This is a genomic window from Leisingera daeponensis DSM 23529 (genome assembly GCF_000473145.1).
GTDB lineage: Bacteria > Pseudomonadota > Alphaproteobacteria > Rhodobacterales > Rhodobacteraceae > Leisingera > Leisingera daeponensis.
Window position 1 is genome coordinate 1,284,907 of record NZ_KI421500.1, and the last position, 14,185, is coordinate 1,299,091.

A 14,185-nucleotide genomic window follows, 5' to 3' on the forward strand; every position below is an offset into this window, starting at 1 on the left:
ATGCGCAGAATGATCCGTCCCGCGGCGTTGATTTCCGCCATGCTTTGTGCGGGCGCCGTTGCGTCCGCCGATACGCTGCTGACCGATGTTACCATCGTCGACGTTGAAACCGGACGGCTCGCAGCCGGTCAGTCAATCCTGATCCGCGACGGGATGATCGCCGAGATCGGCCCAGACTTGTCGGCCCCCAGTGCCGAGGTGCTGGACGGCGCGGGCGGATACCTGATCCCAGGTTTGTGGGACAGCCATGTGCACATTTTCTCCTCTCCCACCGAACCCGACATCGCACTGCCGCTCTACCTTATCAACGGGATCACCGGCATCCGCGACATGGGCGCGCTCTGGCCCATCACCGAACAACTGGCGCTGCAGGCGCGGATCGAGGCGGGCGATGTGCTGGGGCCGCGCCTGATCCTGTCGGGCGCCTGGGTCGATGCCAGCCCCGGGTCCTGGCCCGGCATGTTCCTCGCCGACACGCCCGCCGAGGCGCGCACGGTCGTCGACCGGATCGCCGCCGAGGGTTGGGCGGCGGTCAAATCCTATTCGATGCTGGACGAGGCGATCTATATGGCGCTGGCCGAGGCCGCAGCGGATGCGGGCCTGCCACTTGTGGGCCATATCCCCGAACGGGTCGCGCTCGGCACCGCAATCGACGCGGACCAGGACGGGATGGAGCATTTCGGGCGCATTCCGATGGCCTGTTCGACCGACGAGGCCCGGATGCTCGACGACCTGCGTGCGGTCATGGCCACAGGTGGCGATCAGGCCGCCATCTTCGGTGTCATGGCGGCGCGCAACAGGATCGTGCTGGAGACGTGGGATGCAGACCTCTGCTCGGAGGTGCTGACGCGCATGGCCGAAGCGAGGATTCATGTTAGCCCGACGCTTGTCGTCGCCGATTTCTACACGGACAACTGGCCCGAACCTGACGCGCCACGCATGCAAATGATCCCGTCCGAGGTTCGCGAGGCCTGGGGGCGACCCGATTTCCGGCTGGAGGCGATGACCGACGAAGTCCGTGCGCTCGCTGGAGACAGTATCGCGCTCGACCGGCAGACCTTCGCGATGGCCCATGCGGCGGGCGTGCCGATCCTTGCCTCTTCGGACGCCTCTTTCGCCAACCCCTACCTGTTCCATGGCTTCTCGCTGCTGGACGAGCTCGACATCTACGTCGCCGCAGGTCTGACCCCGCGCGAGGCGCTCTTCACCGCCACCGTGGCCCCGCCCCGGTTCTTCGGCCTCGCCGACCAGGACGGCACAATCGCACCGAGTCGCCGGGCAGACCTGGTCCTGCTCGACTCAAATCCGCTGGACGGGCTAGCGACGTTGCGGCACCCGCGTGCGGTGGTCGCCGGCGGCACCGTCCTTGATCGCGCCGCGCTCGACGAAATGGAGGCCGGCCTGCGCGCGGCCGGCGAGTAGCGTGCGCATCGTGGGTGTCGCGCTGTTCATCCTTTTGGCCGCGGTTTCTTTCGGCCTCGCCTGGCTCTGGGCGGTCAGCCCGGGTGTTCCGGCGCCGTTGCGCGACGCGGCAGGGCGGCTCATCCCCGGCAGCCTCTCCGAACGTGTCACGGTCGAGATCGGCGGCATCCCCCAAGGCATGTTCATCCAGAGCGCCGATCCGTCGAACCCGGTGCTCCTGTTCGTCCACGGCGGGCCCGGAATGGTCGAGTTCTTCATGGAGCAGGACTATCCGACGGGCCTGGCCGACCATTTCACCACGGTCTGGTGGGAGCAGCGCGGCGCGGGCATGTCGTTCTCGACCGACTTCCCGCCCGAGACAATGACGCTCGACCAGATGATCGCCGACACGATCGAGGTGACGGACTATCTGCGCGCGCGCTTCGGGCAGGATCGTATCCTTCTCCTCGGCCACTCCTGGGGGGCCTATCTCGGCATCCAAGTCGCGGTAGAGGCGCCCGACCGCATTCTCGCCTATGTCGGTATGACCCAGACCGCGCATCAGCTGCGTTACGAGATCATCGCCCGGGACCCGATGATCGAAGTCTACCGGGTGCGTGGTGACACGCGCAGGGTGGCAAGGCTCGAGGCCGCCCAGGTCAGCATGGAGGCGGGCACCTCGCCCGAATGGTTGCGGCTGAGGAATGCCGCAATGCACGGGATCGGTGCCAGGCATATGCACGACATGGACTCGGTCGTCACCGGCATATTCCTGCCCATGCTGCGGGTCCGAGCCTATACGATCACCGAGAAGATCAACATCTGGCGCGGCAAGCTCTGGTCGCGGCCGTTCTTCTGGGACGATCTGATCCGGGACGATCTCGGCGAACGTTTGACCGAGTTCGAGGTGCCGGTCTACTTCTTTGTCCGCGCCCACGACCTGACCGCCAATCCGGAGCTTTCTCGCGCGTATTTCGACCGGATCGAGGCACCTGTTAAACGCTTTTACGTGTTCGAGAACTCCGCGCACAGCCCACTGTTCGGAGAACCCGAACGTGCGATCGAAATACTCCTGCGGGATGTCATGCGCAACGTCCGGCGGAATTGACGCGGAAGTCCCATTCGTTCGACGACCGAGCCAGGAAAAGAGTATGGAAGTAGCGGCGCTGACATGCAAAACCCGCGGGACCATTCTGGTCATCCATTCCTGGTGGGGACCGACCGCGTCATTCCGAGACTACGGCCCCGAATGCCGCAGATGCCCAAATCCAGCTGCCTGCCGACCTGAAGAAAGACCGGCCAGCAGAGTGAAGCCAAGGGAAGCGCAATCTGGACAAACAGAAGGGTAGCGGTCATCGGTCCAGTTGCGGGAACCTGACGTCGATGATGTCGGCTATGAAGAATGGGAAATAGTCATCGGTTTCGAACATGTTGCCCGCCTCCACATGGGTAGGCAGAGTGAATCCGCCGAAGTCACGGAATTCCGACAAGTAACCGCCGAAGGGTTGCAGGCGATGCACCTTGTCGGGGTTCGCATCGCTCCACCGCATGAAAGAGACATGCTGCGGTCGGCCGTCCGCATCAACGATCACATCCACCGATTGCTCCAGCTCGCCCTGCCGCATCGTGAAGCGCGCGACGTTCTCGGAGACCGGCTCCCAGATCACGTTCGGCCCGGGCAGAACGGCCGCAGGTGTCCAGAAGGCCGCCTCTGCCACGTAGCGACCGAAGGCGGAACGCGCGTGATCCGCGTTGCCACCGAAACGAGCCACCGGCGCGAGGCCGAAAAGCCAGAACCGCGTCCAGATTCCGCTGTCCGACCCGGCCATGCGCATCGCACCCCCGCTGGTCATCGCCCAGACAAACCCCTCGGGCGCGGCGAGAACCTGGGCTGCGCGCATCGGCAAGTAGCCGGGATCGGCCTTGTCGCCCATCCCGAAGCGGCCCTCCATCTCGATGAAGGCGACGGTAGCGAGCGGCGTACCCTCGGCAATCGCGAAGGCGAAGAAGCGGCGTGCAGGCTCGGGCAGATCGGCGACCATGTCCAGCGAGAACCTCTCGGGCTCTGACGGCTGGGTCGCAATCAGCCGGTCCATTTCGGCACGGTCGGCCCGCCGGTCGGATTGACGCCAGAGTGCAAGAACAGCGATCGCGAGAAACAGGACGAGGAGAAAGAGGATCAAAATGACACGCATAGCCAGCCTCTTCAGTCTAATCAGAAATTGACGGCGCGATTCAGAGCTCCGTCAGGTCGATTTCGCAGATAGTTCAAATGCGTCTGCGGGTGCGATCAGCCCTTCCCTACCCTGTGCAGGCCGAAGAAACCTTGATCCGAGTCAGGAAAATCGAACCCCGCTAATACGCGATTGTCCACGATATCCATGAGACCTCGAGGAAGAAAAAAACGAGATCGCGAATTCTTTGCGTGCTTGACTTCTTCGTTGGCCAGTCGTTCCAGATTCTTGCCGCGGCAGTTCCGGATGCCGTGGCGGCCCCACCGGTCCTCGGAACGTTTGGGTCCCGCTAGCGGAGTTCATGCTCGTCTGGACGAATGTTTCTCGGCGACACCCGATTGTACATCGACACGTGAGAAGGTGCATGCCGATCCGGGCCCACGGTTTAGCCTTTGAACTGCGAGTTACGCATGCCTCTTGAACCGAAAGCCCCACGCTGCGACGCGATACAGCGTGATCGAAACATGAACATGAGCTGCACACGACGCCACGCAAATATCTGAAATCGCGTCATAATCGCTTCCACCCATCATAGGGGAAACCGACAGGCGCGCTGCCCGCCGGACATCGGAAAACCCTGACATTTCGCGGTTTTTTGAATTCGCCATTTTGTGCGGTTTCCCCGTTTCGGCCTCATTCAGCTGCGTTCTTGACGGCTCTGCCGCAAAAACGCAGGCCGACGCCGCCGCTTGGCACTTTTTGCACCCCAAGTTCCAGCACCCCGATCCGCGCTGTGCCGGGCCGCCGCCCAGCACGATGGAAACCACCCCGAAAATATATCCATTTATTTCTGATACTTACCTGATCTCCCCTTGCACATATGTAAGTTTTTTAAACTATGTTGACCATATGACAGTTTTCTTGCAGTCTTACTCAAACAGCTCATTCCCATCGCAAGGTCCGCTACATTGCCCGCCCCTGTCCGCTCAAAACTTGCCCATGCCCTCGAAACCGGTTCGAAAGCAGAGCGGGCCATTGCCAACTATATGCTGAGCGCGTTGGAGCAGGTTCCGTTTGAGACCGCCGCCAGCCTCGCCGAGAAAGTCGGTGTGAGCGAAGCCACCGTTGGCCGGTTCTGCCGCAGCAACGGATACGCCAGTTTCAAGGATCTGAAAGAGCACCTGAAGGACGACTTGGGCGATCATCCCTGGCTGGTGAGCGACAGGCTGAATGAGCTGCGCACTACCGCCCGTGACGACGAGGGCCACCTTTCTCAGGGTATGGAACTGGAAATCGCGGCCGTCGTGCGGATCTATGAATATGCCCGGTCCGCCGAGTGGCAAAATGCGGTTGCCAGGCTGGCCAGAACGCAACACGTTTTTGTGGCCGGTTTCCAGACCGAGCGCGGGCTTGCCCAGTATTTTGCCAACCAGATGCAATACCTGCGCGACGAGGTGACCCTGGTTGACCTGGCGGGCGGAAATTTTGCCGAGATACTGGCCTCCGGCCGGGAGGCCTGTCTGGTGATCTTCGAGGCCCGCCGCTATTCCCGCCTGGCCAAGCTTTTGGCGCGCGAAGCCAAGACCGCCGGCATTCCGGTGACCCTGATCACCGATGTGTTCTGCGACTGGGGCCGCGAAACCGCCGACGAGGTTTTTGCGGTGCCGACCCAGTTCAACCAGTTCTGGGATTCCACGGCGCAGATGGCGAGCCTGTCCAATCTCATCATCAATGGCGTGTGCATGGAACTAGGGCCGCAGGTCGAAGAGCGTCTGAACCGGATTGCAGAGCTTTACGGCCGCTTCACCGGCCATGTCGGCGATCCGGTCGCCGCCATCGAAAAATAATCAAAATTTGGAAACGACAGGAGGAACTCCCATGACACTGAAGAAGACACTGGCACTCGCCCTGGCGTCCGCGGCGATGGCCGCCGGCACGGTCTCGGCGGACGGATTGCGGCTGGGCACCGAGGGCGCCTACCCGCCGTTCAACTACATCGAATCCGATGGCAAAATTGCTGGCTTCGACGTTGAGATCGGTCTGGAGCTGTGCAAGCGCATCGGCGAGGAGTGCACCGTGGTGGCGCAGGATTGGGACGGGATCATTCCCGGCCTGCTGGCCAGCAAGTATGACTTCATCATCGCCTCGATGTTCATCACCGAAGAGCGCAAGAAGCAGGTCGATTTCACCGATCCCTACTATCTGGCGGCGATGACCCATGTCGTGCGGAAAGGTTCGGACATCACCGAATTCACCAACGAGGCGCTGGCCGGCAAGGTGATCGGCGCGCAGTCGGGCACCACCCAGGCCGATTATATCGAAGCCGCCTACCCTGATGCCGACATCCGCCTTTATCCGACCCAGGACGAGGTGAACCTCGACATGGCCTCGGGCCGCATCGACCTGCAGGTCGGGGACATGCTGCCGATGCTGGACTGGACCGCCAAGTCCGAAGACGGCAGCTGCTGCGAACTGGCGGGTGACCCCATCACCGATCCGGCCTTCGTTGGCGAAGGTGTCGGCATAGCCGTGCGCCAGGAGGATGACGCGCTGCGCGAGAAGCTGAACACAGCCCTCGCCGAGATCCGCGCCGATGGCACCTACAAGGCGATCAACGACAAGTACTTCGACATCGACGTCTACACGATGAAGTAAACGGAATGTCCCTTCAGCCTGAAAAGGGTATCCATGTTTGAACTGTTCTCATATGGCGATGCAGGCTGGGGGGACGAAATCCTGCGGGGTCTTGCGATCACAGTGCAACTGGCGGTCGTCACTCTCCCCGTCGGGCTGCTCCTCGGGTTTCTGGCCGCCGCCGCCTCGATGTCCCGGCTGTTGCCGTTGCGGCTTCTGGGGTTCGGCTACACCACTGTCATGCGCGGCCTGCCCGAGATCCTGACCCTCTTTGTGGTCTACAATGGCGCAGGCCTTCTGATAAACGCGGTCCTGCGGTGGTGGGCGCCGGAGGCCGCGCCCACGGACTTCAGCCCCTTTGCGGCCGGGGTCGTGGCTCTTGGCATGGTGTTCGGCGCTTTTGCAGCGGAGGTGCTGCGCGGGGCATTTCAGTCGCTCGACAGCGGCCAGGCCGAAGCAGGGCGGGCGATCGGCATGACGGAGCGCCAGATCTTCCTGCGCATCCGGCTGCCGCAGGTCTGGCGCTTTGCGCTGCCGGGCCTGGGCAACCTGTGGATCAATATGCTGAAAGATACCGCGCTGGTTTCGGTCATTGCGCTGGATGACCTGATGCGCATGACCAAGGTCGCCGTGGGCGTGACCAAGCAGCCCTTCACCTTCTACCTGCTGGCCTGCCTGATCTACTGGGCGCTGTGCGTTCTGTCCGAACTGGTGCTGGCACAGATGGAACGCCGCGCCAATCGCGGCATCCGGAGGGCCTGAGATGAACCCCCTCGAAATCCTCGTGCAATACTGGCCCCGGCTGCTTGACGGCACCCTGATGACGATCAAGCTGACACTGCTTGGCGCGCTGATCGCCGCATTGGTGTCACCGGCCTTCGCGCTGATCCGCGTCCACGTGTCCCCGGTGGCCCAGGCGCCGCTCCGGCTTTATGTCTCGTTCATGCGCGGCACGCCGATCCTGGCGCAGCTGTTCCTGATCTTCTACGGCTCGGGCCAGTTCCGGCCGCTCCTTCAGGAGTGGGGGCTGTGGTCCTTCTTCCGCGACCCGTTCAACTGCGCGCTGCTGGCGTTTGCGCTCAACTCCACCGCCTATCAGACCGAGATCCTGCGCGGCGGCATCCTGGGCGTTCCGCGCGGCGAAATCGAAGCCGCCAAGGCGATCGGGATGAGCAGGTTCACGGCCCTGCGCCGGGTGGTGTTCCCGCATGCCTACCGCATCGCCTGGCCCGCGCTCGGCAACGAGGTGATCCTGCTGATGAAGGCCAGCGCGCTGGCCAGCGTGGTCACGGTGTTTGACGTGATGGGCCGCACCCGGCAGATCTTTTCCAAGACCTTCGACTTCTCGGTCTACCTCTGGGCGGCCCTGATCTATCTCTGCATCACCGCGGTTTTTGTCCTGCTCTGGCGGCAGGCTGAACGCCGCCTCAGCCGCCATATCGGCGCCCGGCATCAAGCCCCACCCACCGTCCAGCCTTTGAAGGAGACACGGGCATGACCCCACCGGACATCATTCTGAAAGCTGAAGACATCCACAAATCCTTCGGCACGGTCGAGGTTCTCAAGGGTATCTCGCTTGAGGCCAGAAACCATGACGTGATCTCCATCCTCGGATCGTCGGGCTCGGGCAAATCGACCTTTCTGCGCTGTCTGAACTTTCTGGAGACGCCAACCTCGGGCAAGGTGACCGTGCATGGCGAAGAAATCCTGGTGAAGAACGGCAAGCCGCAGAACGCGCGCCACATCGAGGCGATCCGCGCCCGGCTGGGCATGGTATTTCAGCAGTTCAACCTCTGGACCCACCGCACGGTTCTGGAAAACGTGATGGAAGGCCCGATCCAGGTCAAAGGCGAAAGCAAGGCCGAAGCCCGCAGCAAGGCGGAAGACCTCCTGAAGCGGGTCGGGCTGGAAGAGCGGATGCAGATGTATCCCTCGCAGCTGTCCGGCGGCCAGCAGCAGCGCGTCGCGATTGCCCGCGCCCTGGCGATGGAACCCGACGCGATCCTGTTTGACGAGCCGACGTCCGCCCTCGACCCCGAACTTGTCGGCGAGGTGCTGAAGGTGATGCAGGATCTCGCCGCCGAGGGCCGCACCATGATCGTCGTCACCCACGAGATGGGGTTCGCCCGCGAGGTGTCCTCCGAAGTGGTCTTCCTGCACGAAGGCCGCATCGCCGAACAAGGGAAGCCCGACGAGATGTTCACCAACCCCAAGACAGAAGAATTCCGCCGTTTCATCGCCAAGGCGATGTGACTTTGCCCCCTATTCAGGTTTCAGAAATGACCAGCGATTCCCCCATGTCCCCCGGCCTCCTGCGCCCTGGCATCCGCATCGAGAGCGCCGAGCTGCGTATTGTCAGCCTGCCGCTGCTCACCCCTTTCGTGATCTCAACCGGCACCATGACTGCCAAGACCTTCCCCCTGCTGGTGCTGAAGGGCGAAGGCATCGAAGGCATCGCCGAAGCGGTGATGGACCCGACCCCGGATTACCTGGAGGAGACCATCCCCGGCGCGATGGCCTTTCTGCGCGAGGTGCTGCTGCCGCAGATCGTCGGCAAGCGCTTTGCCTCGCCCTATGAGCTTCAGCCGATCCTGTCGCCCTGGCGGGGCAACCGCATGGCCAAGGCGGTGGTGGAGATGGCGTTCTGGGACCTCTGGGCCAAGAGCCTCGGCCTTCCGCTGAAAGCCGCCCTCGGCGGCACGGGCGACCATGTCAGCGTGGGCGTGAGCCTTGGCATCGCGCCCATTGAAACCACGCTGGAACGGGTCAGCACCGCGGTTGAACAGGGCTACAAGCGCACCAAGCTGAAGATCGCCCAGGGCCACGACGTCCGGATCGTCGAGGCGGTGCGCGCCGAATTCCCGGACATCAAGCTGACCGTCGATGCGAATACCGATTACGGGCTGCCGGATCTGCCGAAGCTGCAGGCGCTGGACGCCTTCGCACTGGATTACATCGAACAGCCGCTCGCCCATGACGACATACACGATCACGCCAAGGTGCAGCGCGCGCTTAAGACCGCGATCTGTCTTGATGAAAGCATCCGCAGCGCCAGCGACGCGCGCAAGGCGCTGGAAACCGGCGCCGCGCGGGTGATCAACATCAAGGTCGGCCGCGTCGGCGGCTTTGCCGAGGCGCGCGCCATCCACGACACCTGCGCCGCCTTCGGGGTTCCGGTCTGGTGCGGCGGCATGCTGGAAAGCGGCATCGGCCGGGCGCATAACATCCACCTTGCGACGCTCGCCAACTTTACCAAGCCCGGCGACACATCCAGCGCCAGCCGCTACTTCGCGCGCGACATCACCAACGAACCGCTCGAAGCCTCCAAGGGCGAAATGCCGGTTCCCGCCAACGGGCCGGGCATCGGCGTGACCCTGGACCGGGAATACCTCGCCTCTGTCACCGATCACGCCGAGGAGATCACTGCATGAACATGGTGAACACGGGACTGGTTCTGCGCGAACTGAACGGCGTGGCCGAACTTAAACATGCGGAGTGGTTCCAAAAAGAGGTCTGGGGCAAGGAAGACCCGCCGGACAATTCCGATTTGATGCTGGCAATCCAGCATGAAGGCGGCCTTGTGGCGGGCGCCTTCAAGGACGGCCGGATGCTTGGGTTCCTGTTCGGATTTCCCACCAGCCAGCCGCATATCCAGCATTCGCACCGGCTGGCAGTGCACCCCGACAGCCGCGGCATGGGGCTGGGGCTGAAACTGAAATGGTTTCAGCGCGACTGGTGCCTGAAGCGCGGAATTACCTTGGTCCGCTGGACATTCGACCCGCTGCGCCGCGTCAACGCAGGACTGAATATTGCTCGTCTGGGCGGTTCAGCCAGAACGTATTACGAAGATTATTACGGCGAAATGGTCGGCATCAATGCCGGCATTCCCTCCGACCGTCTGCTGGTCGACTGGTCCCTCACGGCGCCCCGCGTTGAGGCGCTGGCGAAAGGGTGGAGAACGGTCGCGCCCGCGGGGGCAGCAGACACCATGACAGTTGAAATCCCCAAGGACCTGGACGGGCTGCTGGCTTCGGATCTTGACGCAGCAGTTGCCGAGCGGCTTCGCGTGCGGGAAGAAATGTCCTCGGCCTTCGCGAGGGGGTACAAAGTTGACGGATTCGATGTGGAGACCTGCCGTTATCGGTTGACCCAGTCCTAAGGCAGAGAATGATCCCGATTGCGCCAATCAGCTGATGGCGAAGGCTCCCCTGTGCTTGAGCATCCAATTTGACAGCACTTGTGATCGGGAGACCGGGCACAGGGTTAATTTCTGTCACGCCGCGCCAAACCGGCCCCGTGCAGCCGCCTGCCAAGCCGGTCTCCATCTGCTTTGGTGAGCCCTGAGCGCCCTTCCTGTCCGCGCCCGTCTTCTACCCGGCCAAGGACGGCAGGTAGAGCACGATCCCCGGGAAGGCCACAAGCAGCGCAATCGTCACCGCGTCCGCCACGAAGAACGGCATCACGCCGCGGAACACGTCCTGCACGCTCAGATCGTCGCGCACGCCGGCCACGACGAAACAGTTCAGCCCGATGGGCGGGGTGATCAGGCAGAACTCGGCCATCTTCACCACCAGGATGCCGAACCAGATCGCGCACATGGTGCCGCTCATGCCAAAGGCGCTGTCGGCCGCCGCAACGCTTTCGCCGCCGTTCAGCGCCATCACCGCCGGGTAGACCACCGGCAGGGTCAGCAGCAGCATTCCGATCGCATCCATGAACATCCCCAAGACCGCATAGGCCAGCAGGATACAGATCAGGATCAGCATCGGCGACATCTCCAGCGAAGTGATCCAGTCTGAAAACGCCCCCGGCAGATCCGCGAATCCCAGGAAACGCACATAGATCAGCACACCCCAGATGATGGTGAAGATCATCACCGTCAGCTTGGCGGTTTCCAGCAGCGCAGACTTAAGCTCGGCCCATTTCATCCCTTCCTTCAGCGCATAAAGAAAGACAATGAAGGCACCGATGGCGCCGCCTTCGGTCGGGGTGCCCCAGGCGTCGCCACCGAAGGGGTTGTAGACGAAACAGATGATGATCACGACCACCAGGATGATCGGCAGCGCCCCGGGCAGCGCGGCAAAGCGCTGGCCCCAGGTAAAGCCCTTGACCGGCGGGCCGACGGATTTGAAAACCACCGCAATGCCGACGATCAGCAGGCCGTAGATCACCGCCGAAAACGCCCCGGGGATGAACCCCGCCAGCAGCAGCTTGCCCACGTCCTGTTCGACAATGATGGCATAGATCACCAGAATGGCCGAGGGCGGGATCAGCGAGGCGAGCGTGCCGCCCGCCGCCACAACGCCTGCCGCGAAGCGCTTGTTGTAGCCGATGTCCAGCATCTCCGGGATGGCGATCCGGGCAAAGACGGCGGAGGTGGCGACCGAGGCGCCCGATACCGCGGCGAAGCCCGCGGTGGCAAAGACGGTGGAGACCGCCAGCCCGCCCGGCAGCCAGGCGATCCAGCGTTTCGCGGCGGTGAACAGCGCCCGCGTCAGCCCGGCGTAATAGGCCAGGTAGCCGATCAGGATGAAGGTGGGGATCAGCGACAGCGCCTGGCTGGACACCTTGGAGTGCGGCACCTGCCCGGCGATCTTGACCGAGACGGTCAGCGCCTTGCCGAACCGGGCCGGGTCATAGCCGAACTTGGCCCAAAAGATCCAGATCAGGCCGATGAGCCCGGCTAAACCGGCAGCAAAGGCCACCCGCATCCCCAGGACCACCATCGCCAGCAGGCCGCCCGTGACCCACAGGCCGATTTCAATCGGTTCCATATTGCTTACCCCTGCCCGCCAGTCGCGTTATCACCTGCGCTGCTGTCATGGCCTTGCATCTGCTCGGCCTCTGCCGCCGCCAGTTCGGCGGCGCCTTGCACCAGCGGCACCGCCGCCGGCGCGTCCAGCCCCAGCACCAGCGCCCGGCCATACCCCCAGATCTGCAGCACCAGCCGCAGCGCCAGCACCGCAAAAGCCACCGGCGCCAGCAGCTTGGCGGGCCAGATCGGCAGGCCGATGTCGATGGAACTGTCCCGGCTCCACAGCGGCGCGGCAAAGTCGAAGGAACGCTGGAAATGCGCCCAGCTGCCCCAGATCATCGCCAGGATCAGCAAGAGGATCAGCAGCACCGAGACCAGCTCAAACAGCCACAGCGCCCGCCCCCTGAGCGCGCTGATGACAATATCCATGCGGATGTGGCCGCCCTGACGCTGCACATAGGCGATACCCATGAAGGCGATCAGCGGCATGATCTGCTCGATCCAGTCGACATAGCCGGGCAGCGGCGCGTTGATCGCGTTGCGCCCGCCGACAGAGACCACCGCCAGGATCATCAGCGAAAACACCGCGATCCCGCTCAGCAGCGCCAGCAGGCGTTCCACTTGCAATAACCCGCGGTCCAGCCTGCTGATCAGACTGCCGTCCTCCAGGACTGCTGCTCCTGCTGCCATGCCCTGCCCCCATTTTGTGGTATTTCAAAGACAGAAAGGGCCGGTACTGTCGCCGACCCTTCCGTATCATGTCAGGCTCAGCTGCCCGCGCGGTGATCGCTGAGGGTCTTCTGCACCAGATCGTACAGCTCCTGCGCCGGCAAACCTTGCGCGCTCATGTCCTTGATCCATTGTTCGTGGATCGGGTCGGCGGCGACCTTGCGGAACTCGGCCAGCTGCTCGTCGGAGATCATCACCTTCTCGACGCCCTTTTCTTCCAGCACGCTGTCCCACTTGGTCAGCAGCGCGCCGTAGTTCTCCAGGTAATGGGCAATCGCCTCATCCACCGAGCTGTCCAGCGCCTCGCGCTCGGCGTCGCTCAGCGCCTCATAGGCGTCGGTGTTGACCACCACCGGGCAGTTCACGGTGCCGGGGTTCAGGTTGGCGGTCCACCAGTCGGCCTTGTTGATGGTGCCAAAGGACAGATGCGCGTGCTGGGCAAAGGCAACAGTGTCGACAACGCCGGATTCCATCGCGTTGTAAGCCTCGGTTGCGGTCACCGAGGTCGGCACCGCGCCCACGGCGGAGAACGCCTGGCCGATGCCGCCGGTGGCGCGCACCCGCATGTCCTTGAACTCTGCCAGCTCATCGCGCGGCTCGCCGGTGCCGACGATATTGTACTGCGGCATCGGCGAGGTCATCAGCAGCTTGGCGTTCCAGCGGTCCAGATCCGCCTCCACCGCCGGGTGGGCATAAACCGCGTGGGACACGGCCACCTCTTCCTCCAGCGTGTTCACGCCCAGGAACGGCAGTTCCAGAACGGTGATCGAGGGGTTCTTGTCGCGGTGGTAGCCGGCGCAGAACTGCGCCATTTCAAACGCCCCGATGGAGATGCCGTCGAGGTTTTCCTTGTTCTTCGACAGGCCGCCATAGCTGATGTTCAGGGTGAACTCGCCATTGGTCTTCGCGCTGACCAGCTCTGCCAGTTTCTCCACATGCTCCGTGAAGGCGCGGCGCTTGCCCCACAGGGACACGTTCCACTCCGTCGCCGCGGCCTCTCCCGCGATTGCAAAGCCGGCAGCAGCCGCAACGGCGGCAGTCAGAATTCTGTTCATGATGTAACTCTCCCGAATTGCGCCCTTTTTGCCGGCCGCACGTGCAGCAGGAGGGCGCTTGCCCGACAGGCTAGCCGCAAGGCCGCGCCCTGCCAACCCCCGTGGCAGAAACGTTACGCAGCGACTCGCGTTCAGGGCACGGGGCGCCCCAGTCCGGCCGCAGCCGCGCGGCCTGGCACAATATGCCGCAGCGCGATTGGGCCTGTTTCCGCCGCTCAGGCTGCCCTTTGGTCAATCCGCCCCGGCCTCAGCCGCAAAATGTGCGCAAAAGCGTTTACACCTAAACTGTTGTTTTTCCCGAATGCAGCGTTTGCGGGTGTCAATACATTTACAGACACCCGAGATGATCGGAAATTCGTTGACAATGAAATGCTTAAAAACCGGTCGCTTATTCACAAATTTTCAGCACGCGGTATTATCAGTGCCTAGGAGGAAAC

General features: G+C 62.9%; 13 protein-coding genes. 9 read left to right on the forward strand and 4 right to left on the reverse strand.

Translation table 11 applies throughout. The features are described from left to right. Window positions 1–9 precede the first annotated feature (9 nt). Both DAEP_RS0106595 and DAEP_RS0106600 read left to right on the forward strand, forming a co-directional pair. Complete coding sequence (locus DAEP_RS0106595; RefSeq protein ID WP_161787055.1) at window positions 10–1,422, forward strand: amidohydrolase family protein; 1,413 nt, start codon at window positions 10–12, stop codon at window positions 1,420–1,422. Between the two features lies 1 nt (window position 1,423). Beyond that, complete coding sequence (locus DAEP_RS0106600) at window positions 1,424–2,509, forward strand: alpha/beta fold hydrolase (RefSeq protein WP_027244102.1); 1,086 nt, start codon at window positions 1,424–1,426, stop codon at window positions 2,507–2,509. Window positions 2,510–2,753: 244 nt separating this feature from the next. Here DAEP_RS0106600 and DAEP_RS0106605 read toward each other — a convergent pair whose 3' ends face one another. After that, window positions 2,754–3,596: a DUF6544 family protein gene (locus tag DAEP_RS0106605; RefSeq protein ID WP_036760489.1), complete on the reverse strand. Its 843-nt coding sequence runs from the start codon at window positions 3,594–3,596 to the stop codon at window positions 2,754–2,756. A 947-nt stretch (window positions 3,597–4,543) separates the two neighbouring features. Here DAEP_RS0106605 and DAEP_RS0106610 point away from each other — a divergent pair. Genes DAEP_RS0106610 through DAEP_RS0106640 form a run of 7 tightly spaced genes read left to right on the forward strand, consistent with a single transcriptional unit; the run spans window position 4,544 to window position 10,368 of the window. Continuing rightward, window positions 4,544–5,422, forward strand: a complete 879-nt coding sequence (locus tag DAEP_RS0106610; protein WP_027244104.1) for a MurR/RpiR family transcriptional regulator — start codon at window positions 4,544–4,546, stop codon at window positions 5,420–5,422. A gap of 31 nt (window positions 5,423–5,453) precedes the next feature. Then, window positions 5,454–6,230, forward strand: coding sequence for an ABC transporter substrate-binding protein (locus DAEP_RS0106615; RefSeq protein WP_027244105.1), 777 nt, complete (start codon window positions 5,454–5,456; stop codon window positions 6,228–6,230). Window positions 6,231–6,263: 33 nt separating this feature from the next. Next, window positions 6,264–6,971 carry an ABC transporter permease gene (locus DAEP_RS0106620; protein ID WP_027244106.1) on the forward strand — a complete coding sequence of 236 codons (708 nt, stop codon included), beginning with the start codon at window positions 6,264–6,266 and terminating at the stop codon, window positions 6,969–6,971. A gap of 1 nt (window position 6,972) precedes the next feature. Then, entirely contained in the window at window positions 6,973–7,707 is a 735-nt protein-coding gene (locus tag DAEP_RS0106625; protein ID WP_027244107.1) for an ABC transporter permease, read from the forward strand. Further along, on the forward strand, window positions 7,704–8,462 hold the full coding sequence (locus DAEP_RS0106630; protein ID WP_027244108.1) for an ABC transporter ATP-binding protein: 759 nt from the start codon (window positions 7,704–7,706) through the stop codon (window positions 8,460–8,462). Before DAEP_RS0106625 ends, DAEP_RS0106630 begins: the two co-directional genes overlap by 4 nt. A gap of 26 nt (window positions 8,463–8,488) precedes the next feature. Then, complete coding sequence (menC, locus tag DAEP_RS0106635) at window positions 8,489–9,640, forward strand: o-succinylbenzoate synthase (RefSeq protein ID WP_245595062.1); 1,152 nt, start codon at window positions 8,489–8,491, stop codon at window positions 9,638–9,640. After that, window positions 9,637–10,368 carry a GNAT family N-acetyltransferase gene (locus DAEP_RS0106640; protein WP_027244110.1) on the forward strand — a complete coding sequence of 244 codons (732 nt, stop codon included), beginning with the start codon at window positions 9,637–9,639 and terminating at the stop codon, window positions 10,366–10,368. The genes menC and DAEP_RS0106640 overlap by 4 nt, the downstream gene beginning before the upstream one ends. 211 nt (window positions 10,369–10,579) lie before the next feature. Here DAEP_RS0106640 and DAEP_RS0106645 read toward each other — a convergent pair whose 3' ends face one another. From DAEP_RS0106645 to DAEP_RS0106655, 3 genes are all read right to left on the reverse strand, one after another. After that, window positions 10,580–11,983 carry a TRAP transporter large permease gene (locus DAEP_RS0106645; protein WP_027244111.1) on the reverse strand — a complete coding sequence of 468 codons (1,404 nt, stop codon included), beginning with the start codon at window positions 11,981–11,983 and terminating at the stop codon, window positions 10,580–10,582. Window positions 11,984–11,988: 5 nt separating this feature from the next. Further along, window positions 11,989–12,654: a TRAP transporter small permease subunit gene (locus tag DAEP_RS0106650; protein ID WP_027244112.1), complete on the reverse strand. Its 666-nt coding sequence runs from the start codon at window positions 12,652–12,654 to the stop codon at window positions 11,989–11,991. 77 nt (window positions 12,655–12,731) lie between these two features. Beyond that, on the reverse strand, window positions 12,732–13,748 hold the full coding sequence (locus DAEP_RS0106655; protein WP_027244113.1) for a C4-dicarboxylate TRAP transporter substrate-binding protein: 1,017 nt from the start codon (window positions 13,746–13,748) through the stop codon (window positions 12,732–12,734). Window positions 13,749–14,185: the final 437 nt, after the last annotated feature.